Here is a 21,858-nt window from a genome sequence, read left to right on the forward strand (position 1 = left end):
ACCAGTTCGTCCCAGAAGGCGAACGTTCTACTCTTCGATGAGACTGTCGAACCCGATGCTCGACCCCGGCCTACAGTTGGTCGTGACTCTTCCTCACCATAAACGGCGAGCCTTCACGTACCGCACGTGGAGATAGGGCCACGGTCATACTAGGTATGCAATCCAGCCAGGTCGTGGCTGCGCGCGCAGCGAACGCGAGGCGCGACGCCAGGAGCGCCTCGGCCAGTCGAACGGCGAGCACAGCGAGCCGTGAGACGAGCGAGCACGGAGCGGAGGGTGGGGCGGCGGGCGCGGAGTGGTGGCCGCGAAAAAAGAGGGAAGACCCTCCTAGTCGGCCTGGACGAGCCCCATCATCGCCTCATCGGGCTGGAGTCGGGTTTCAGCCGCATCGTGGATCTCCGTCGAGTAATCCTTGACCTGGAACTTCGACGTGGGCACGACCGTCGACGCCGCCTCGACCACATCGTCCTGGGTGATACTCTTGCCGTCTGTCAGCCGGTCAGCCGCGTACACTGCCGCCCCAGCCACGGCCGTCCGATGCGTGCCCGGCCCGATGCACTCGCTGTCGGCCAAGCCCAACAACCGCTCTGCGAGTCGCACCAGCTCGATCGCCGTCTCGACACTGACCGTCTCACCGAGGGCAGCAACCCACTTGATCGACTGCTCTGTCGCGCACTGGTGGCGCCTCCACGTTCGTCTGCATCCGGATCTTCCGCGCTGCTGCACAGACCCGGTCCAGCGAGTCCTTCGCGTAGGTGGCCACATCTGCTGGCTTACGCTCGATGCCAGCCTTCCGCGTTGCGAGCAGCATCGCACCACCCGCGAGTGCCTCCCAGGACATCCGACCACCCGGGAGTCGCTCGGCCTTCGCGGCCTTCAGATAGTGCGATGCATCGGTCTGGACGTGCTCGGGCAAGTGCAGGTTCGCTCCCAGCATCCCGATATCGCGCATCCCCCTCGTTGAGTCGCTGATTCCGACGGTTGTGCATCGTGAACCGCTTGTGCCGTCTTCGGAGTCGCTCCATCTTGTCCTTCTTCGCCGGCGTCAGCGTGTTGCCCTTCGCATCCGAACTGAGGAAGAACGTGGTGTGCAGGCCCTTGTCGACCCGCAGGTCGTTCGTCACCTCACACGCCCACTCGCCACTTCGATCGTGGGTCTCCGGCGCGTGCGCTTTCAGCGTCGGCGCCCGATCCAGCGACTCGACCGCGACCACGAGTCCGCACTCCGAGCACACCGACTCGTGCCCACGCTGCTGCACTCGACTACTGCACTCCGGGCACATCGCCTGCCAGTCCGCACCGCGAACGTCGACGACGATCTCCTCGTCGCCCTGCTCGCTTTCGTTCTGATCTGCATCCTGTGCATCCGAACCTTCAAATTCGATGATTTCTCTAGAACTCATTGGGTGTAGTACCCTGAAGGCGCTCGCTGAGCGCCCGACGCCGCGATGTCCCAGCATCGCGGCTTTTCCACAAACACGACCGACCAGTCACGACTCGACTGCGCGCTCTCGCTCGCGCCTTCGCGAGCGCCCCCTGGGCGCGAGCGAGAGCGCGCCTTAGGAAGGGCAATCAACCAGCCGCGCGCGGTGAGACCGGCCGGAGCGAGCGGCCAGCGGAGTAAGCGTGGGGGGGTGAGCAGCGACGCCGCGCAACCCCCTGCGCTTACCCGCTGGCGTCGAGACCAGATGCACTTTAGCCCGGAACGGGCGCGGGCGGTGTGGAGAGCGCCCGCACGCCCGGAATGGTCGGTCGCGAGCGAAGCGCGGTTCGGAGCGAACGCAGTGAGCGAGAACCGCGACAGCGAACGGCGACCGGAGGTCCCGCGAACGGAGTGAGCGGGAGCGTTGGAAGACGAGCGGAGCGAGTCTTCCTGAGGGAGCCGTGAGCAAGCGGAGGCCGGCAGCGGCGAGCGCGGCGTGCCGCCTAAGACACACCGACCACCCACCAGCGCCGACCCTGTTCCACCGTCCGTCACAAGCGGCTCACGGGCGCCACAGCCCCGGGCCCGCCGACTGGCTGACCACTGCGTCGAACGCACGAGGAACCAGTTCTACGGCCCGTGTATCAGTCTCTCTCCGTCCGTCACCGACCGAGTGCCTCAAGGGTGTTCGAGGAGGAGCTGGTCGAGGACCCGCCATGCTCGAGCGGCTACCCACGGTCACCCGATGCGACCTCCAGACGAACGCGTCTGTGATGCCAGCCAGTAGGAGTCGGGTTGTCCGAGGGGAGCTGTCTCTGTGCGGTAGAATGGTTGGAAGCGCAAGCTGGTCGACGACCCGTTCCAAAGGTCTATACTTGGAGCTATCTTAGGGACAGGTATGCCGGTGAACTGGGAGGCCCAACGAGAGATGGATCGGGACGTCGAGGAGAACGCGGAGCTGTATCAGGCCCTCGCCGACGATCCGGAAGACGAGTAGGCGGTCTCAGTCTGTTTCGCGAACCACGACGAGTTCGTCGATGAAGAATTCCAGCCAGAGTTCATAGAGCGGGTCTCGACGGTAGAGCGTGTCGAGTTCGACGGGGGCGATCTCCTGTCTTACGTGATGTGAGTCGACTCGAGCTCGTCGCAGCCGGTCGATATCCCACGGTTCGTATTCGATGTTGTTCTCGGCGAGAAGTCGACGGAGCAGTGCAATCGCGGTTCGGTGGTTGGCATCGGGAAAGAAGTGTTTCCCGGCGACGGCATGCATCCAGAGTGCACATTGCTCCCGAAGTGGTTCGTGAGTCGGAAACTCTCGAAGCACGGTCCGGAGATTGCCGTTGCGCACGCGCCAAATCTCCTCACGGAGTGCCTCCGGAGTGTCGCCGCGGCCGGTTTCGTACGGCTGGTCGGAATCCTGGAGGAACTTGGTATTTCGGAGTTTGAAGTCTTCGGCGTCCAGCGAAGAGACATCGGTGATCTGGGGCCAATCTGAAGGCGTGGACACCGACATCGATACTGGACGTATCATCCGACGCCCCGAAAAGGTATCTCCGGTCAGCTTACAGAAACGAGCGTTCTGGTATCGGGGTACCTCACGGACGAATAGCGAACGGAGTGACCCGTGAGCAAGCGGAGGCCGGCAGCGCCGCGCGCGGCGGGCCGCCCACAACACACCCTCCAGCCGATTGTTTCAGCCCGGCCGGCTGACCCACCGCGAGCTACACACCCGAGAGGAAGCGGACATAGCCCAATCCGTCGACCAAGAGTGAGCACTCACCGGAAATGAGTCGCTTCCATACTGACCGAGGTGAACTGTCCCTGGTGGACTGAAAGGGCGAGGCGGGCTCGCGTTCAGTAGAGTCGTCTCGGCGACCACTATCCGACCGGAGGGAGGATATGTCGCCGAGCGGCCGCGAGCGCGCCGAGGGCTTTCGAGGTAGTGCTGTCCTGTGAGTCGCCACGCTCACCGACCAACCCCGGATCGGTCGGTACAGAGGACCAACCCAACGATCGCTATCGCACCGAGGACGTTCGAGGGGCTGATGGGAGGGAAGATCGCCCCGACCGACGAATACGGCTGGAGCTATCGGAAGAACTCGAGTCACGACCGTATCGCGGTCCCCCTCAGCGCCGTTATACCAAGTTACTTGCTGCTTCCCTGCATGACACGCGATAATTACTCGCTCGGATACCATCAAGTATCGGTCGGTGCGGCCGAACACTACGGATGCAGCCTGCAGCCAGCGACCTGACGTTCGCCGAACCGACGCCACGCGGCCCGGCCGCCGAGGCCCGCTCGAAGCACGTCGCCCGCGACGAGACCGAGGGCACAGTCGAGCACTGACCGAGCGATGCCAGAGACAGGCGCTCACCTCGTCGAGATGCGTCGCTATCTCCGGATCCAGCCGGCCGAGACGGCACTGACAGCCGAGACGGTCCAGCGGTCGCTCGCGGCCCTCCACGAGACGGTCGCGGAGCCGGGACGGCTCGGCGGCATCGAGTACCCGACCTACGAGGTCCTCCTCGCCGCCACGGGCACGACCGGCGATGCCGGCACCCGCTCGCTGGAGTGGTACGTCGGCGTCACCCCCGACGACCACCTCGCGGCGACCCGGCGTACGCTCCAGCAAATTCTCCCGGCCGCCTACGACGTCCACGACTGCGAGGCGAGCTACGTCGACCTCCTCAACCTGCCGCTCGCCGACGACTACGACCCCGAGACGGCCGCCCCAGAATATGCACCGCTCGAGGACTGGGAGCCGGCCGGCGTGGAGTACCACGGCGTCGGCACCCGCCCGAAGGACTGGCAGTACCCCCTCGAGCCGATGGAGTCCTTCGCTGGCGTCGCCGACAGCGACCCTGACTGGCCGTTCGCGCGCGTCTTCGACGGCCTCGCGAGCGGCGACGCGCCGGCACTGTTCCAGCTGCTCGTCGAACCCAAACCGGACTGGTCGTACGACCGCGACGCCCGCATCCGCGCCATCGAGGGGCGACGCGACCTCTGGCGGCACTCGATCGCCAACGCCATCGCCGAGGCGTTCTCCGGCCCGAGTGACCGCGAGCCACAGCGGTCCCGGACCGCACGGTCCACAGCCACGTCCACGTCGTCGTCCCCATCCACCTCCGCATCCTCGTCCTCGAAGCCCTCGTATCGCCGCGAGTCGAGCTACGGCGAGCCCTCCAGGGACCCGTCACCCACAACCGGCGGTAGCGGTGGCAGCGATGGCGATAGCTCGTCGCACACTGCTTCCGACCGCGACCTGTCGCGGGCGGCGATCGAGCGTCTCGAGGCCCTGGAGCGCGTCGACACCCAGCAGTCGTTCACGGTCAACGCCCGCGCCATCGCCCTCGATACGGACGCCGACCGCGCCGATCGGACGCTCCGCCCGCTCGTGAACGCCTACAACCCGCTCAAGACGACGCACTATCGCGTCGCGGGCCTCCAGCACCGGTACGGGTCGACCGACGCCAACGACCTGCTCACGCGACTGCTCAGCCGCGAGCTGACGACCGACCCCGAGCGGCTCCGCCACAAGATACCGTTCACCCCGAACAACAGCCCGGCGATCGTCGCCGGGCCCGACGCCCTCGGCGCGCTCTGTATCACGGGCGGGGCGGCCCTCTCCAGTGCGGCGCGACGCGCCCTCGCGACGACGCCCGAGGAGAAGACCGGCCTCCCGCTGCCGCCACGCGAAATCTTGAACCGCTATCTCGACACCGAGGGCATGCCCGTCGGCCATCCCCGAACGGCCGACCGCGAGCCGCTCGAGGCCACCGTCGCCATCCCGCCCGGCGAGCAGTCGAACCACACGGCGATCCTGGGCCGCTCCGGCGCGGGGAAGTCGGTGCTCGCCCAGGGGATGAGCCTCGGGAACGACGACGCGACCGAGGGCGCGACCATCATCCTCGACTCGAAGGGTGACGGCGGCCCCGAGACCTACAAGCGCATGCACTACGCCAAACACGGCGACCTCGAGCACATCTATCACTTCGACTGCGAGGAGCTCCTGCCGGCGCTGCCCGTCCTCTCGATCGAGCCGCAGCTCGAGGCCGGCATCGACCGGACGCAGGCCGTCGAGACCGTCGCCGACCACTACCAGGAACTCATCGCCGGCTACATGGGCCAGGACAACTTCGAGGACGCGTCGATGGCCGTCGACGCCCTCGAGGACATCGTGAAGGCGATGTTCGACCCCATCCACGGCGCCGACGCCGTCTCCCATATCGATATCGTGCACGCGGCCGGCCGGATGCATCGCACCGGCGAGCCGCCGACCGTCTCCGACCCGCTCCTCCAGGAGAGCCTCGAGGCGAAGACCGCGAACGACCGCGAGATGTTCGACACCATCATGGGTGCCGTCACCCGCCGCCTCGGAAAGGTCACGAACGACAGCCGCCTCACACCGCTGTTCACGCATACCGGGATCCACAGCCACAACAACACCGACACCGACGATGATGATGCCGATGCCGCCCCCAGCTTCGACTTCCTGGACGTCCTCGACGAGCCGTGTACCGTCATCATCGACACCAGCGGCTACCACGACGACCCCCGGAAGCTCCTGACGATCACGCTCATCTCGGAGCTGTGGCGGGCGCTGAAGCGCCGCCAGGCGCTCGCCGACCCGGGCGTGGCCCTCCCGCAGGTCAACCTGTTCGTCGAGGAGGCCGCCGACGTCGCCAGCTTCGACGTCCTCACGGACCTGCTCTCGAAGGGCCGCAGCTTCGGCGTCGGCGTCACCCCCATCCTCCAGTTCCCCGAGCAGGTCCGCGAGGAGAGCCTCCGCGCCTACCTCGAGCTCCACAAGGACATCGGCACGCACATCACCGGGCCTCTCAACGACGCCGACGACCTCGCGAGCGTCTACAAGACCAGCGACCGCGACGCCGAGGAGATGGCCACCCGCATCGCGAGTCTCGACCGCGGCGAGTGGCTCGTCCGCCTCGACGCCCCCTACATGGAGGGCCGGCCCCGACCCCTCGTCTGTGAATCCCGGGCGCTCCCGCCCGGCCACCCCGAGGGCGACGCCCCCCTCTCCGACCGCGAGGAGACGGACTACGAGGCCCGGAACACGCTCATGGAGACGCGGATGTACCGCGAGTACGGCCTCGCCGTCAGCGAGTACGCGCCCTCGGCCGCCGAGGACCCCGACGCGGGCGAATCCATCGACATCGACATCGAGGCGTTCGAACACGCCTTCGACACCACCATCCCGCACACCGAGCGGCTCCCTGACTGTGTCACCTACCGGCCGGAGCCGCCGTATCCGCTGTTCTGTACGAACTGCGAGACGCGACACGCGCCCAACACCCGCGGCATGGAGAACGCGATTACGTGCTGTCACGACCTCGCGTCGGTCGACCGCGAGGACATCCCCATCACGAACCTCGATCTCCGCTTGACCGCCGCCGAGCGCCGCGCCAGCGACTACAGCGACGCCCAGCTGCGCTTCCTCTGTGCCGTCTACATGGCCCACCAGCGCCGCTTCGACGCCGACCTCGAGTACGACCCCGTCCACGACTCGATGCTCCGTCTCCAGGAGTACGTCGGCGTCGACAGCGACGCCGTCGACGCGCTCCGCGAGGACGGCCTCCTCAAACGCGACTGCACCCATCCCCATCGGCTCTACACGGTGACGCCCGAGGGCCGCGCCGAACTCCAGGTCGGCCACCGCGAGGGCGTCGCCCACGGCGACGGCAAGGGCGACCTCAGCGAGTCCAGCCTCCACGTCGCCATGATCGAGGCCGGCTGCCGCTGTCTCCGCCTGTGGTTCGTCGAGCCCGACGACGCACCCGGCGCCAGGATCAAGCGCTACTACGAGGTCGACGACGGCCGCCTCGACGCCGTCGTCGTCGACAGCGACGGCGACGTCGTCGTGACGCTGGAAGCCGAACTCTCCAATCACGACACGCGGCGGGCCGTCCCCGCCGACTTCGACAAGATGGCCGCCTGCGACCCCGACCACGCCATCTGGGTGGTCAAGAACCGCGCCGGCGCCCACGACGTCCTCCAGGCGCTCAACGACCCCGCCGAGGGCGACACCCGCGTCGAGAAGACCTACAGCGAGAACATGCGCCCCATCGACTTCTCGATCGACACCGCCGGAATGACTGACGTCTACACCTTCCAGAACCTCCGCGACGAACTCGACGCACCATAGTCACACAACTGATATATCGATCGGAGATGGAGCTTCGAGCCTGTCGGTATTCTGCCCCTGCTCGAACTACAGCGATAATTCCCCCGGAAGAACGGCTGTACTGCGGAATGTGCGGTTCGAGGGGAGCGTGCCGTAGATGCGCGTTCAGACGGGGATCGACGGCCGAGACTCGAACGGGCGGCTGAAGGCGTCTACGGGGCAGTTAGAATACACCCATGTGACACCCACCAGTATCGTTATGTAAATCGGCCACGCCCCCGAACCCCCATAGGGCGAGTCGGTGTAGTTGTCTCGAAACCGGCTGTAGTGCCATTCATACCTGACTTCAGAGAGGTTTCCGAGAACTGCAGCAACGACCGAATCCCCATCATACGGCTTCGAGACGGCCGATACCGCCAGGTATCGGGATCCATCCTCGCGTCGACCTCGCCTCGATTTGACGAGCCAAAACCGCCCGACGGCGAGTCGGTGTAGTACATGCAGGCCCCGTGTTCGGCGCCCCCGAAGACGACCCAGTCCCCCACCGCCAGACCGGCTCACGCGGGCCCGATCCCTAAACGTCCGTCAAGACGGCTGCAGCCCTCGATTCCCCCGCTCCTCGCCCATCGCCCGCCACCACCGCCACCAGCCAGCGACCCCCCGGATCCACCCTGCACCCCGGCTATGCGACCCCCAACTACAGCGTTCTCCACGGGATATTCTTGCGGGAGAGCGGCTCTCTGTAGATCGAGGGGGCCCTGATTTCGCCCTGTTCGGGCAGAAAGCGGAACGATGGCCCGAGACGGCCGTTTACGACCACCAATTCAGCCATTTCAGGCTCGCTATCGCCGATATAACTCCCTGTAGTTGTCGCTGAGAGCGGTCTGCTGGCCGACCGACTGAAACGCTCGGGTTGGCTGATATGTCCGGGAAGAGCGTGACGTGATCACGGGGAAGGAATGACGACATCCGACCGCACTCGACTCGCCGGGAAGGTTGGACGGTCGCGTCCGGATCAGGCCGTGTAGGCGTCGACCCAGACGAAGTTCTCGAGCGTGATGGCGTAGGCGTCGGCTCTGCCGACGTAGCGGGTCGTGTAGCTCGTCGGGTAGTACCCGGCCTCGGGGAACGCGCTCGGGAGCGGGACGGGCGTCGTGACTTCGCCGGCGGTGCTGGCGGCGACGTCGCGCATGAACGCCTCGGTGATCATCGGCTCAGTGAACGTGAGCTGGCCGGTCCCGTCACCCGCGTAGGTCGGGAGGTCGATCATCTCGCCGTCGTGGCCCAGCGGGAGCTCGACGCTGCCGTCCGGGTCCGTGGGGTCGATGCTGAAGTCGTAGGCCCCGTAGATGTAGGTGTGCGTGAACGGGACGGCCGGGTCCCACTCCGGGGAGCGCTCGTCGTAGAGGTGTTCGCCCATCGCCTTCACGATGAAGCGTGGGTCCTCGTAGACGAAGTGGTCGGGCCAGTACGGGGCGGGGAGGTCGTATGTCGCGACGCCCATGAACGGGAGCGGACCGCCGGTGACGATCGCATCGACGGCGGCTTCGTCCACGAAGTAGTAGTGGAAGTCGAAGTGCGGGGTCGTCCACACGCCGGCAGGGGGATGGCCGGCGGGGTTCCAGTCGATCCCGGCGAACGTGTAGGCGAGGCCGTCGACGGCCGGGAAGTCGAGATGGAGGTGCTGGCCGTCGGGCTGGCTCGTGAGATGCTCGAAGGCGTCGCTGGACAGCCAGATACCCAGATGCGTGGGTTTGCCGCCGCGGTTGGTCGTGGTGAATGTCCAGACGTCGTCCGCGCCGCCGGTCAGGGACGTGGCCTCGCCGCGTTCGTACTTCGAGTTCGGGGTGTCGAAGGGCTGCTGGCCGTCGGATGCAGCGCCGCCGACGGTCCCAACGAGGGCACTCCCCGCGACCGCCGTCCCGAGACCTTGCAACACGGTACGACGACCGAGGGTGGAGACACGACTACCAGCAACTTGTTTCGACATGATACATGGGAACAAATGACGTGCACAAGCTTATACTCGTAGTGATACGTGATAGCAGGGGCAATCGGACCGGGCACTCGGTCGACACGAGTGGACGCCACGCAGTGGGCGGCAGCGATATGTCCACGGCGACCTACGTCGTGAGTTCGAGAACATCAGCGGGTGTGAAAAGCCAGAGGTCTTCGCGGGTCTCGGCCCGCCCTCGCAAAGCCTCTGTGAACCCGGCTTTCGAGAACAGGGCGTAAGCGATGGACCGGTCGTCGCCTCGCCAGCGTACTTCGGGTTCGATCGATTCGAGGGCTGTGAGCAGCGAGTCATCGACCGGGTCGGCCGTCCATTTGCACGCACCGAGCAGCAGGGTTTCGGTCTCCTCGTCGACCCCCGCGACGTCGACCTCGTGTTCGTCGTACCACCAGCGGCCGACGCGCGAACACGCTACTGGGAACGATGGCGACCGCACGGCCTGGCGGCAGACGTCCCTGAACGTCCAGCTCGCGTGCGTCGGGAATGTCTCCATGACCGTCCGGCGGATCGCACCACTGTCGCCCTGCTCGAGCGTCGCCCGATTCGGCATGGCATAGCGAAACCAAAACCGGAGGTACTGGTCGGTCAGTCGATACATGCCACGGCCGTCGGGATCGGTAACCGGTGTTTCACGTTCGACGAGCGCCAGTCGGGTGAGGTTCTGGAGATAGCGAGAGAGGCTACTCGATTCCTTCCCGATCTCGTCGGCGATCTCGGTGACGCGGGTCGCTCCGCTCGCGATCGCCTCGAGAATGGACATGTACGTCGTCGGATTGCGAAGCTCCTGTCGGAGCAGGAACTCCGGTTCCTCGTAGAGAAACGCGCCCTTCGAGAGGACGGTCCGTTCGACGTTCTCAGCAAGCGACCTATCAGGGTCGAACTGTTCGAGGTACGCCGGGATGCCGCCGAGGACGCTGTAGATACGGACGAGGTCGGTCGGAGTCGTCTCCGGGAAGAATCCCGCGGCTTCGCCGAGCGTGAGCGGTTCCAGTCGCCACTGGCCCGTCTGGCGCCCGTATAGTGGGCTCTCATAGCTCAACACGCCCTCTTCCATCATCGATATCGACGACCCGAGGAGGACCAGTGAGATGTCGGTATCAGCAATCACCTCGTCGATGATTCGCTGGAAGACCGATGGGATAGTGTCGTCTCCGTCGACGAGAGACGAGAATTCGTCGAGCGCGACGACGAACGGGCCGTCGACCCGACGGACCAGGTATTCGAAGACGTCTTCGAACTCGTCGACGGCCGGCGGGACGTCGTCGAGGGCCTCGGCACAGCGCTCCGCGAACGCCCCGGCATTGTGGGCGGTGCTTCGCTGGTCACACAGGTAATAGACTGACGACGCCTCGATATCATCAAGGACCTCCGTGACGAGCGTCGTCTTCCCGACCCGCCGTCGCCCATAGATCACGAGCATCTGCTGGTCCGGCGTGGTCAGCCGTGAGGCGAGCCACTCACGTTCACGCTCCCGATCGATCATTATGCGCTAGATAATATTATCTCGAACATAATCAAAAAATCGGGTTCTGGGTCGTGTCGTAGCACAAGTGAACTATCCTACCCTACTCGCTCACAGCTGACGCCGTTCGCTCCATGAGGGTCGGGCTTGCTTCTGCTCGCTACGTATGCTTCGCGGCATCAACCGCTTCAGGGCCCGATGGCTTGCTGGTCCGCTCGACACCGCCGAAGACGAGGAACCCGAAGACGAGGATGGCGAGGACGGTACTGCTGCTCCAGTTGAAGAGCGTGTAGGCCTCGAACAGCTGGTGGGCAGTATAGCCGACAGCGAGAGCGAGCATGGCGACACTGGCATCCGAGTCCGAATCGCCAGCCCACGCCTCCAACAGCCCGGCCAGCAGACTCGTCGCGACCAGTCCAACATAGGCGATCCCGCCGAGCAATCCAGCCCGGATTGTGACCGTGAGATACGAGTTGTGCGGGCTGAATTCCGCCCCGCCCTGATACGGCGCGATGTACGACCCCGGATCGACGAACCCCGCGCCGAGCACCGATCGCTGATCGAGGATCGCCGCGATGGATGGATACCACCGATCAGCACGCGTCGGCGTGCCCTCCGGCAACGGCAGAAGACCACTCTGGACGGCGACGATACCACCGAGGAGATAGAGGAACCCACCGACGACAGCGATGGGCACGGCGCGACGACCGAGCGCGACGTACAGGAAGTAGATGCCGAGCGCCATCGGCGTGATCACCCACAGCGCCCGCCCGTAGGAGACGGCGAGCCCGACGCCGTTGATACCGACCAGCAGGATCGGGAGCCCCAGACTCCAGACTGCGCGTCCTCGCAGGTAGGTCTGATACACGTCGCCGATGGCGGCGATGAACCCAGCGAACACCACCGTGGCGAAGGCGTTCCGGTTGACGAACAGCGACCGGGTGGCCTGGACCTCCTGGCCGATCACAGGGATGGTGTAGGCGCCGTGGAACCGGAACGGGAAGCCGAGTAACGTGTACTCGCCGACGACGTACATCGGCAGCGTCAACACCACCAGGCCCGCGACGAACCGGGAGATCGCCCACAGGAACTGCCCGCGAGAGAGATACTGCGGGAGGACCACGAGCCCGACGGCCATGATCGTCCCGTACCAGAACGGCTGGCGTGCCTGCCCACTCGTCGCCGCGATTCCAAGGCCGTGATAGAAGAAGATGCCCACCACCGTCGCCACACCGCTGATCACGACCCACTGCAGGACGGAGTACCGCCGCGGATCGCCAGCCAACACACAGAACGCGATCAAGACCACGAACACGATCAGAGAGGCCGCCGCTCGACCGACGACAAGTCCGTACCCGGGCGTCCAGCTCTGATAGAGGACGCCGAACAGCACGACGAGCAACAGGAGATGCAACCCGACGCGGTACGGCACCAGGTCGGAGTCGATTGCCGCCCACTCCAGCTGGAGGTACTGCCAGCCGATTGCGGCGCCGGCCAGCAGCAAGACCGCAGTGGTGACGTGCCGTGGCGCCACCCACTCCGGGCCGCCAGCAGCCACACCGAGAACCGATATCCCCAGGACGGCCAGCAGGCCGAGCCCGCCGAGTCGCCAACCGACCGCTTGGAAGAGATGCTCCCCGACACCAGTGCGCTGCCCCGTTCGACCCATCACTTCAGGATTCCACCTACAGCCACCTTAGTATGGAGCCTGTTCTGGGGGCAATCTCTCACGGATGCTGGCCGAGAATACTCCCGCTATCGAGCGTGGCTTTGATACTCGAGTGGCGCCGTCAGGGGAGCACCCCCCTGGAATTCGTCTCGTACAGTATGTGAAATCGGGGATGTACTTGGCGTCGTCACTGCATTCGGTACGTAACAAACACCGCAGTGTGGGCGATCCCGCATCGACCAGCGCTCTCGAAACTGGACGTTCGGAGTTCGAACGGAGAGCGGGATATTTCGTCCTCAAAGCCGCCTCGCGAAAAATGTGGAATCGAGTGGGTGACGTTATCGACGCTGGAAATGTACGCGACAGTTGTCTCCGCAGGACTTCACGTGCTTGACAGTGTAATACGCGCCGGTCTCGAACTGCTTCATGTTCTTCCGCCTGTAGAGCCGCGTGTTGTACGTCGAACCTGACTTACCCTTGAATGTGACTTGATAGCAGACGTACGTCTTCTCCTGACTATTCGGGCTGCAGCCCGCCGGAAACCCCGCGTATCCCGTCTGTTTGTTTACTTCGAATTTCGTATACTTCTTGCAGTTCTTGCAGTGCGTTCCGCTGGCGAGCGCCCAGCCCGCTTGTGCAGAATTGTTCTTCTTCTTGCCGGCGCTGACGGTCCCGCTGGCGGCAGTCACGCCACCGATTGCGATCGCGCCGTTCTTCAGCACTGTCCGGCGATTCATCGTACTTCCCTTGGGTTGGTGCCCTGACATTGTTGAATCCCTCGTGGCGGAGCCGAATCACCCGCTTGCGACTGGCTGCCGCACTGACACGAACAACGGAATCGCCCTTCGTTATGGATGAGATGACGAGAAGACGGCGATCTTACCGCTGTAAGCGCCCAGGGAGAAAAAGCATGCCACTCTACTTACTTTATCTAATCCTTGCGCTAAGTGAACGTTGGGTGGGCCAACCGGTAAGCGACCCAGCGTAGTTGGGGAACGTCCTTATCACGAACCTCCTAGCGGTCTCGGAGTGGATTCAGTCCGGCGAGGAAAGGATACACATCTGGGAGCCCGAGGGTGAATCGAGGCAGCTGATAGGTGCTCGTGAGGGGTGACCTCACCACCAGGGGATGTATCTCTCTGTCCAGATCACCACTCGCTAAGAGCTGCATTACCCGATTTGACTCTTCCCTAGAGGGCAAGGCGTTGGGCTTGCACGTCCCTACGCCACCTGCAGAGAACCCATTACAACGGCTGGGAACGGCCGAGGTTCGGAGACGCCACCGGCTACTATATCTCGCTTGCACGCCAATACAGGAACGACGAAGACGCTCGAGTCGCCGCCGTAGAAGCCGCCTCGACGGGTTTCGCCCGCTCCACCACGCCTATCCACTCGACGCCCAGATCGATTCCGAACAGACGACAGTTCCTCACGCTCGTCGGCGCGGCCACGCTGGCGACAGTGGCCGGCTGTACGGGCGACGCTGCACCTTGACATCCTCCCACCCCTGAAGGGGTGGGATTCCTCCGATGGGGATGGTGGCTATGCCGTTCCCCCGGTGGCAAGTTTCCCCTCGGGGGTACTCTGGTTTGTGCGCTCCTCGTTGGGATTTGGCCACCGTATGGGTGGGGCGTCTGTGGTCGAACGCCACTCGTGATTGTCCCACTGGAGGCGCACGGGCCGTGCCATCGACCTGACTACGTCCTCGCCAGCCTGCTGTTCGAGGAACGTCCGCGACGCTCCCAGATCAGCGTGGCCCTCAAAGCCACACGGACACCGAAAAACGTCGCCGCGCCGCTCCGTCTGATTTCGCTCACCACACGCCGGACATTCCATCGTCGTGTAGGCTTCCGATGTAACCTCGGTGGTGATGCCGTACTCTTCGGCGGTGGTGGCGAGCCGATCGATGAACGCACGATACGCCCAAAACAGGTGGGTTTTCTCGTTGACCTCCGCCGACCAGTGCGCTGACAGCACCTCTCTGAGATCGCCCACATACACCGTCGCTATGCCCTCGTCGTACAGCCGCTCGATGAGATCACGGACGAGCGCGTCCTGTGCGTGGTCACGACGACGAGTTCGCGTGCGGTAGAGGCGTCTAATCCGACGACTGCTATAGCGGTCCTCAGGAAGTTTCGACTGGAGCCGCGCGATCTCCTCGGTCGTCTCCCGGAACCGCGCAAAGAGATCACGGCCCTCGTAGCAATATTGCTGGCCAGTAGTGGTTGTACAGGCGACGAGGGTGTTCGCACCGACGTCCAGGGCAGCCGATTCCTCGGCTCGTGGTGAATCCCGTCGTGAATCGTCTACTGTGACGGGTTGAAAGGTCCTGAACGTGTCGTCGACCTCGTCGTAGGACAACTCCAACCGGCCCTGCTCGCCGTCCCACTTCGGATTACCAGCGACTTCGAGGCGCTGTCGCTCGTGATAGCCAAGCCCGTACTCGGCTTTGAGGTCTTGGCCGACCGGAATCTCGAGCCGTGATCGCTCGCCGATTTCGAGCGTGTACAGGTCGTTGCGAATATATGTTCGCAACTCTCGGCCCTCCTCCTCGTTCCCCCAGTAGCCAGGCGGGGCGGTGTCCTCGCCGTTCTCGCGGGCGGCGAAGAACGACCGCCACGCCTCGCTGTTCTTCCGGATGACCTGCTGGGCAGTCGCGGAGCCGAGCACGCCGACGTACTGTTTTCGATAATCGGCGGTGTCCCACACAGATTCGCCGGCGAAGAAGTTTTGGCGGCGTTCGTAGTTCAGTGCGTTCCAGAGGCTGGCGGAGGCGTCCAACAACTCACGGAGTAATCGCTCGTTTGCCTTGGAGCGCGGGCGCACCGCGAACGTGTTGGTTCGCCTCACGTGACAGGTTGGTCCCGTTTTCGTATTTAAATATCGGCTGGCAGGACGATGGTCCACCACTACGATATCTCAGCAGGCGTGCAGGTCAAACATCCAATCGGTATCGAACCGGCAGCGTGGTCCCGGGGTTGTCCGCTCGAACCCACCCCTAAAGGAATGGGCTTCCGCTCGCAAAATGTCACCGATCCGGAGACAGGAGAGAACTGGGTGACGGGCTCCGGGTCTGCAGACCGTCTCGGCTGGACGTTCACGTATCAGGGCGAGCCCATCGAGGTGTACGACGCGACGCCCTACGAGGACGCGACGGCCGCCGTCTGGCGCTTCCTCCTCCCGGTCGCAGACCCCGAGGGCGTCCGGCCGATAACGGTCCAGTTCACCGACGACAGATCGGCGGCGACGTGTTTCGAAGGACTCACCGCAATCGCCCAGGCCGTGATCGAGTCGCTAACGCCGAACCCGGAGTGGGAACAACCAACCGCGTCCTGATCGGAATCGATTGCCAGCCGACCCCTTCAGAGCGACAAAACGGCAAGGCGCCCATGACTGATTCAGTGAGGGACGAGTCAATCAGGACCTTGTGGGCGGCGTGTATCCACTCTCAAAGCGTATCTATCGGACGGATTCCACCACCAGCAGTCACTCGGCGAGCTTGCCGCCGATCCATCCGCCCGCGGCGCCGAGACCGACGGTGAACGCCAGCGAGACGAGCGCGCCGACGATGACGACGCCTGCGACCATCGCGGCGAAGCCACTGTTCGCGATCGCCGGGAGGCCCGACGCGAGCCCGGCGGCAGCGAACACCCCGATGACGAGGAACGGCGCGCTCACCACGAGCCCGGAGGCTGCACCCACGCTGATCGTTCGCTCGGAGTCGCCTCGTTCGAGGTAGCCGGCGACGACGCCACCGAGGACCGGCGAGAGCGGGACGAACGACGTGACGGTGCTGACCACCGCCCCGAGGAGCGCGTGCGCCGGATAGTCGCTGGTCGCCTCGCCCGCAGCGGCCCGGGCATGGACGCGGCGTCGGTGGACGACGTAGGCGATGCCGACCGCGATCATGGCCAGGCCGGTCACCAGGAGACCAGCGGCGAGCCACGGCAGCAGCGCCAGCGTGAGGTCGACGAACTCCGGTTCGGTCATCCCCTCGACGGTGAAATCCTCCGAGGCGACCACCGTTTCGACGTTCGCGCGGTCGACGGCGGTGTACAGGAGGACACCAGGGAGAGCGAGGACGAAGCCCCCGAGGACGACGAGGCCGCCGAGGAGCCAATCGAGGACGCTCGGGACGTCCGGCACGTCGGGATTGGTCGACTCGTCGCTATCGATGCCTGTCGGCGGCTCCGACTGGAGAGGCTGGACGGCGGTCGTCGAATCGTCGTCGGTGGGCGGAGCCATCTTAGACAGCTATCTGCCGCCATTTCCTTGTAATTGCGGGTCGTCGACGTGTGGCTGGCTTCACGAGCGGTGGACGGGTGGGATGACGCCAGCAGGGAATCCGGTACTGCGTCGGAGACCCCCTTGAGTTATGCTGAATCCGCCTGGGTGGCTCCCCAGCAGCCTGCGAGCGGTTCCGGTCGAGCACCTAACTTGTTGGGAAGCGTGTTCAATACCTTGTGGATTGTTACCCTGTGTGATGCACCACTATCCGATCGAACAGCCTGGCTGTTACTACGAGCGCCCGGAGGACTGCTGTACAGTCTGTTATGCCAGGCTCCTGATCGCACGGCTTCGATCCTAACATGACAGTCCCGGTGCCAGCGACCGGCGTCACCGGAGCGGAGAGGGGAGAAGCGGGAGCCATCGTACCACGAAGGTGGGACGGCGACCCTTCGCTACAGGCGATCAGGCCGGATATCGGAGTGGGTACCTGCGTGGCTACCGCCTCGAGGACGAGTTCGAGCCGCCTGCCCGGCGCTGTCTAGAGCGGTGCGATATCGCTCCCGTCCTGGTGCAAACTTATTTACCAAATTGTTACCAATAGTATGCCAACCGATGGCAACCGAGACAGCGGTCGACGGGAGCGAGGCAGTGCCGGGCGAGGAAGAGGAGAACGAAGACTGGACGGACAACGACGAGCGTGCGGCCAGAGCCGTCGAGCAGCGGTGTGGCATCACGCTGAACCCCGACGAGACCGACGACTAAGCCTCGACCGACCTCCTTACCCCTGAAGGGGTGGGCATCTACAGGCGGGACAAGGCGAGTGCCTGGGGGCTTGACCCTGAGGCGATTTTATGGAATTTACAAGGGTAAGCTACCCCGCTCTTCAGGGCGGGGAGGATGTCAAGTCACTGGCAAGCATCCCTCCTGCTGGGGATGAGGGATCGGACAGAGGTGGGGATGCCCCTGACCCGCTGTACCGACCGTCATGGCTCACCTAGAATACGTCGCTACGGACCCCGAACACTGATTCTGTTCGGAGGGGAACAAGCGGTTTTTCAGTCCCAGAGAATGCCTAGCACCATCTATATCGTTCGAGACGGAAGCACTCGCCACCCACTTATGACCATCGTCTGTACCAATTGCGGCGACGAGAACGCCGAAGTTTTCGAATTGGAAGTCTGGACCGATGAACCGAGGGAAGCTTACCTCTGTCGGCCCTGTCGAGACGAACTCAAGGCGGCATTCCAGGTCGATGCGTGCTAGGCCTAGAGGTTCCGCTGCGTGCGACCCCGATCGAGATTTGAACGGTGGGAAGCCGATCATGGTCACGCCAAGATATCCCGCAAAAATCTAAGTGCTCCTATCGAAACGCATAGCCTATGGGTAGGGAAGGTGGGACACAGAGTGGAACTCGTAGCGACGACAGAAGTGCAACGCTGCCTCGACTAACGGATCGTGTACTGTCCGAGGGCTGTCACCTCCTCGAAGCGAGAACTCTGGGCAGGCATCGAGAGCGGTCATCGAATCGGGGCTCGACCACGAGTGACGCAGTGGCCCAGTTTTCGGAGCTGCCATCCTCCCTGATGACAAGCGACCGGAGCACAGCGCAGGCGGTCGACCAGCCCTCTGCTCCTCAACGATGACTGCCACCGACGACTTCCAACAGCAAGTCCACGCGGAGATCGAGACACACGTTGCTCGGCTCCATCTCTCGACGGAGGACGCGGCGCTGGCCAAGTCGCTCTACGACCAGTATCTCACGCCGGCGAACGCGTTCTCGCGGCCAGCTGGCGTCTTCGCGCTGGGCGCGATCTACGCGGTCATCCGGGTGCACGGATACGGGCTCACGATCAGGGATCTCAATACCGAGTACGACAAGGACCACATCATCCGGGCCTTCCAGGGGCTCGTCGACGACCTGGCTGTCGACGCCCCACCGCAGGATCCCGCGGTCTTCATCGATCGCATCGCCAGAGATATTCCGGGCGTCGACGAGACCATCGGCGAGGTGGCAAAACGGATCGTCAGGGAGTGTCCACAGGCGACGGTCGGGAAGCGCTCGGCGGCAGTCGCCGCTGGCGCGTTCTATCTGGCCGCCAAGCTCGAGGACAAAACGATCACGCAGCGTCGCATCGCGCAAGCAGTCGACGTCTCGAAGCCCACCATCACGAAACGCTACCAGGATCTCGAAGCGAAGCTGCCAGCAGCGTTCGAGCTGCCCCCCGCCGAGTAAGCGTCCAAGTACAGGTTATAAGTCGCCCGCGTGTCGGTCGATCGAGACCTCACCGCCGTCTATCCGGACGTCGTACCCATCGTGGGTGAACTCGATCGTGACATGCGCGCTGGCTCTGGCGTCGGCGAACATCGTATCGATAGCGTCCGGATCGATGCTCTCGAACAACGGTGTGATATCGACCTCGCTGGCGCCTTCGGCGGCGGCTATCTTCTCGACGATACTCGCAGTGACTGACTCGGTTTGACCCACCATCATCTGTGACATCACTCATCGATGGGTACTATACAGCCATAAGAACCCTCGAAATTTCCCCGCTATTTAGAAATAATGTCCTTGCACGGTTAGCTTGAAGGATGGAAAGTCGGTGCTACAGCCGCGACGGCGAAGTGCTGAACCTAGCGCTTCAGAAGCTACTCTCGATCCGTGGGGAACTCGGCTTTCCCGGAGTGACAGCCCTCATCTCCATAGTTTTGCTGGGCTTACCACCTTTCACCCGGGATGGTTTGCATCCGCCAGAATCGCTGGGACCCGCGTCAGAACAGCCACCTGCAAAATGACGTGAAATGGCTCGGTAAGACCTCCGATACACCTAGAGACCATCGGTATAAACCGTGAGCGCCGATTCGTCGGTGGGCTAGCGAGAGGTTTAGTTCAATCGTCGGCCGTCGCAGTCGAGCCCTCGTCAGCGCTCTCTTGCAAGCGCTTCTCGGCTTCGTCGCGGTCCTCGGGGTAGCCGACGTCAACACGCCATCCATCCAGGCCGATCGCGTCGATCGTCCGCCCCGACTGGATCAGCAGGTCCACGGCGTCGGAGAGCTCGTACTCGCCACGATCGGAAGGCTGCGTGAGGTGGCAGGCGTGGAAGATCGCCGGACTGAACGTGTAGAAGCCGGTCATCACGAGGTTCGTCGGCGGGTCCTCGGGCTTCTCGACGACCTCCGTGATCTCGCCGTAGTCGTTCGTATCACAGACCCCGTACCGGGAGGCCTCCTCGTAGGGCACCTCCTCGACGAGGAAGGCGGCGTCGGTGCGGCTCTCCTGTTGGCGCCGCACGACGTCCTGGAGGTTCGCCTGGAAGATGTTGTCCCCGAGGATGAGCATGAAGTCGTCGTCGACGTGTTCCTCGACGGTCAACAGCGCGTGGGCCAGGCCCTGCTGTTCGCGCTGGTGGGTGTACGTGATGGGGACGCCCTCGTACTCGTCGCCGTAGTAGTCGATGATCTTCTCTTTCATGTAGCCAACGACGACGATGAGCTCGTCGGCGCCGAGCTCGAGCAACTGGTCGAAACAGTGGGTGAGGATCGGCTCACCGTTGACCTCGACGAGCGCTTTCGGCTTGTCGTCGGTCAACGGGCGGAGCCTGGTTCCCTTCCCCGCCGCGAGTGCTACCGCTTGCATATCAGCATCGTCTCGGCCAGAGCACAATAACGCTTCTCGTGTTTCCAGCGGTCCAGTCAGCGACAACAGGGGCTCGTATCGAGTTTACCACTTGCTCATCGGGCGGTCACGATCTGAGTCTGTTCGAAGGGATTTACCCCCCATCGCCAACAGAGAGGTATGCTGACGCTTCCATTGACTTCTGCCGTCCTCGCCGCGTTCGACCCGACGATGCTCCTCCTCATCGTCGTGGTCGCCTTCCTCGCCGGGGTGGGCATCACGGCGATCGGCCCGGGCGGCATCTTCATCACGATAGCCCTGTCGATGACGCCGCTCTCACCCGCACTGATCGCCGGGACAGGGAGTGCGACGAACGTCGTCGCCGGGACGATCGGCAGCGGGATGTACGCCCAGTCGGGCGAACTCCGCAGCGGTTCGGGCAAGCGCCTCACGGTCGTGTTGAGCCTCTGCAGTGTCGCCGGCGCGCTCGCCGGGCAATGGCTGAACGGCCACGTCTCGAAGCCGGAGTTCATGGCCGTCCTCGGCGGTGTCCTCCTCGTCACGGGCCTGCTGACCTGGTATCGCGTCCGGTACGATTCTGGCGTCCTCGACATCTCGCTGGACACCACCCGCGGCCTCGCAATCGTCGCGATCCTGGGGGTGTTCGTCGGTATCCCGGGCGGGTTGCTCGGCGTCGGTGGCCCGGTTCTCGCGGTCCCGCTGCTCGTTGCCGTCGGCGTCCCGCTGCTCTCGGGGGTGGCAGCGGCGCAGGTCCAATCGGTGTTTATCGCTGCACCCGCAGCCATCGCGTATCTGCTCGAAGGCGCCATCTCGCTGCCGCTGGTCGCGCTGTTCGTCATCCCCGAGATCGCTGGCCTCTACGTCGGCTGGAAGATCGCCCACCAGATCGATGCCGGCCGATTGAAACTCGTCCTCGCCGGGACGCTGATTCTCCTCACTCCGTACTTCTTCCTGTAAACGGCGACAGCGCAACATCCACACATCTGAAGACCCGTACCGCGCCAGGAGAAGATGTGTTGGACTGAATTATCCCTCCCTCTAATTCGCATAGAACATTGTCTAGTGGCTACTGAATAGATGCCCAGGAAGGGCCACCAAGCAGCGCTACTCCGATTGGATAACAGCTCCGTCTGCGACGATGAGGCCGTTAGTTTGCATCAGCCTCGGGCGATCGTTTGAGGGTTGTGATGGTCACGGCGAACGTGGCGCCACAGTCACACGCCACCATTTCTTCACTCCAGTCGAATTCTACGGTTCGACCGCAGTCACACGGCATCTCCACG

The 21,858-nt window shown here is 63.9% G+C and carries 16 protein-coding genes; 5 read left to right on the forward strand and 11 right to left on the reverse strand.

Annotated elements, in window-relative coordinates:
- Nucleotides 1-327: 327 nt before the first annotated feature.
- From HWV07_RS07010 to HWV07_RS07020, 3 genes are all read right to left on the reverse strand, one after another.
- Nucleotides 328-726 carry a hypothetical protein gene (locus HWV07_RS07010; RefSeq protein WP_178332309.1) on the reverse strand — a complete coding sequence of 133 codons (399 nt, stop codon included), beginning with the start codon at nucleotides 724-726 and terminating at the stop codon, nucleotides 328-330.
- Nucleotides 632-952, reverse strand: coding sequence for a cyclin family protein (locus HWV07_RS20080; protein WP_178333615.1), 321 nt, complete (start codon nucleotides 950-952; stop codon nucleotides 632-634). Before HWV07_RS20080 ends, HWV07_RS07010 begins: the two co-directional genes overlap by 95 nt.
- 1,474 nt (nucleotides 953-2,426) lie before the next feature.
- Complete coding sequence (locus HWV07_RS07020; protein ID WP_178333616.1) at nucleotides 2,427-2,936, reverse strand: hypothetical protein; 510 nt, start codon at nucleotides 2,934-2,936, stop codon at nucleotides 2,427-2,429.
- A gap of 841 nt (nucleotides 2,937-3,777) precedes the next feature.
- Between HWV07_RS07020 and HWV07_RS07025 the strand changes: the two genes are divergently transcribed.
- The gene (locus HWV07_RS07025) at nucleotides 3,778-7,587 is read left to right on the forward strand and encodes an ATP-binding protein (RefSeq protein ID WP_178333617.1); all 3,810 of its coding nucleotides are present in this window, start codon (nucleotides 3,778-3,780) and stop codon (nucleotides 7,585-7,587) included.
- Nucleotides 7,588-8,581: 994 nt separating this feature from the next.
- On the opposite strand, the gene HWV07_RS07030 is transcribed toward HWV07_RS07025, so the two are convergent.
- From HWV07_RS07030 to HWV07_RS07050, 5 genes are all read right to left on the reverse strand, one after another.
- Complete coding sequence (locus tag HWV07_RS07030) at nucleotides 8,582-9,505, reverse strand: hypothetical protein (RefSeq protein ID WP_178333618.1); 924 nt, start codon at nucleotides 9,503-9,505, stop codon at nucleotides 8,582-8,584.
- A 184-nt stretch (nucleotides 9,506-9,689) separates the two neighbouring features.
- A complete protein-coding gene (locus HWV07_RS07035) occupies nucleotides 9,690-11,063 on the reverse strand; it encodes an ATP-binding protein (protein ID WP_178333619.1) in 1,374 nt (457 codons plus the stop codon).
- A 139-nt stretch (nucleotides 11,064-11,202) separates the two neighbouring features.
- Nucleotides 11,203-12,711: an O-antigen ligase family protein gene (locus tag HWV07_RS07040; RefSeq protein ID WP_178333620.1), complete on the reverse strand. Its 1,509-nt coding sequence runs from the start codon at nucleotides 12,709-12,711 to the stop codon at nucleotides 11,203-11,205.
- A gap of 338 nt (nucleotides 12,712-13,049) precedes the next feature.
- Nucleotides 13,050-13,448 (reverse strand): hypothetical protein, encoded by a 399-nt coding sequence (locus HWV07_RS07045; RefSeq protein WP_178333621.1) that lies wholly within the window; start codon nucleotides 13,446-13,448, stop codon nucleotides 13,050-13,052.
- A gap of 805 nt (nucleotides 13,449-14,253) precedes the next feature.
- Complete coding sequence (locus tag HWV07_RS07050; RefSeq protein ID WP_178333622.1) at nucleotides 14,254-15,561, reverse strand: RNA-guided endonuclease InsQ/TnpB family protein; 1,308 nt, start codon at nucleotides 15,559-15,561, stop codon at nucleotides 14,254-14,256.
- A gap of 156 nt (nucleotides 15,562-15,717) precedes the next feature.
- Between HWV07_RS07050 and HWV07_RS07055 the strand changes: the two genes are divergently transcribed.
- Nucleotides 15,718-16,047 carry a hypothetical protein gene (locus HWV07_RS07055; RefSeq protein WP_178333623.1) on the forward strand — a complete coding sequence of 110 codons (330 nt, stop codon included), beginning with the start codon at nucleotides 15,718-15,720 and terminating at the stop codon, nucleotides 16,045-16,047.
- A gap of 150 nt (nucleotides 16,048-16,197) precedes the next feature.
- On the opposite strand, the gene HWV07_RS07060 is transcribed toward HWV07_RS07055, so the two are convergent.
- A complete protein-coding gene (locus HWV07_RS07060) occupies nucleotides 16,198-16,956 on the reverse strand; it encodes a DUF5518 domain-containing protein (protein WP_178333624.1) in 759 nt (252 codons plus the stop codon).
- Nucleotides 16,957-17,553: 597 nt separating this feature from the next.
- Here HWV07_RS07060 and HWV07_RS07065 point away from each other — a divergent pair.
- Nucleotides 17,554-17,703: a hypothetical protein gene (locus HWV07_RS07065; protein ID WP_178333625.1), complete on the forward strand. Its 150-nt coding sequence runs from the start codon at nucleotides 17,554-17,556 to the stop codon at nucleotides 17,701-17,703.
- Nucleotides 17,704-18,580: 877 nt separating this feature from the next.
- Entirely contained in the window at nucleotides 18,581-19,174 is a 594-nt protein-coding gene (locus HWV07_RS07070; RefSeq protein ID WP_178333626.1) for a transcription initiation factor IIB family protein, read from the forward strand.
- A gap of 15 nt (nucleotides 19,175-19,189) precedes the next feature.
- Here HWV07_RS07070 and HWV07_RS07075 read toward each other — a convergent pair whose 3' ends face one another.
- Together HWV07_RS07075 and aglF are read right to left on the reverse strand one after the other, a co-directional pair.
- Nucleotides 19,190-19,441, reverse strand: a complete 252-nt coding sequence (locus HWV07_RS07075) for a HalOD1 output domain-containing protein (RefSeq protein ID WP_178333627.1) — start codon at nucleotides 19,439-19,441, stop codon at nucleotides 19,190-19,192.
- Nucleotides 19,442-19,828: 387 nt separating this feature from the next.
- Nucleotides 19,829-20,575, reverse strand: coding sequence for a UTP--glucose-1-phosphate uridylyltransferase AglF (gene aglF / locus HWV07_RS07080; RefSeq protein ID WP_178333628.1), 747 nt, complete (start codon nucleotides 20,573-20,575; stop codon nucleotides 19,829-19,831).
- 159 nt (nucleotides 20,576-20,734) lie between these two features.
- Between aglF and HWV07_RS07085 the strand changes: the two genes are divergently transcribed.
- Nucleotides 20,735-21,532, forward strand: coding sequence for a sulfite exporter TauE/SafE family protein (locus tag HWV07_RS07085; protein ID WP_246279851.1), 798 nt, complete (start codon nucleotides 20,735-20,737; stop codon nucleotides 21,530-21,532).
- The last annotated feature ends 326 nt before the right edge of the window (nucleotides 21,533-21,858 follow it).

It is taken from the genome of Natronomonas salina, from assembly GCF_013391105.1.
In the GTDB taxonomy this organism is placed as follows: domain Archaea; phylum Halobacteriota; class Halobacteria; order Halobacteriales; family Haloarculaceae; genus Natronomonas; species Natronomonas salina.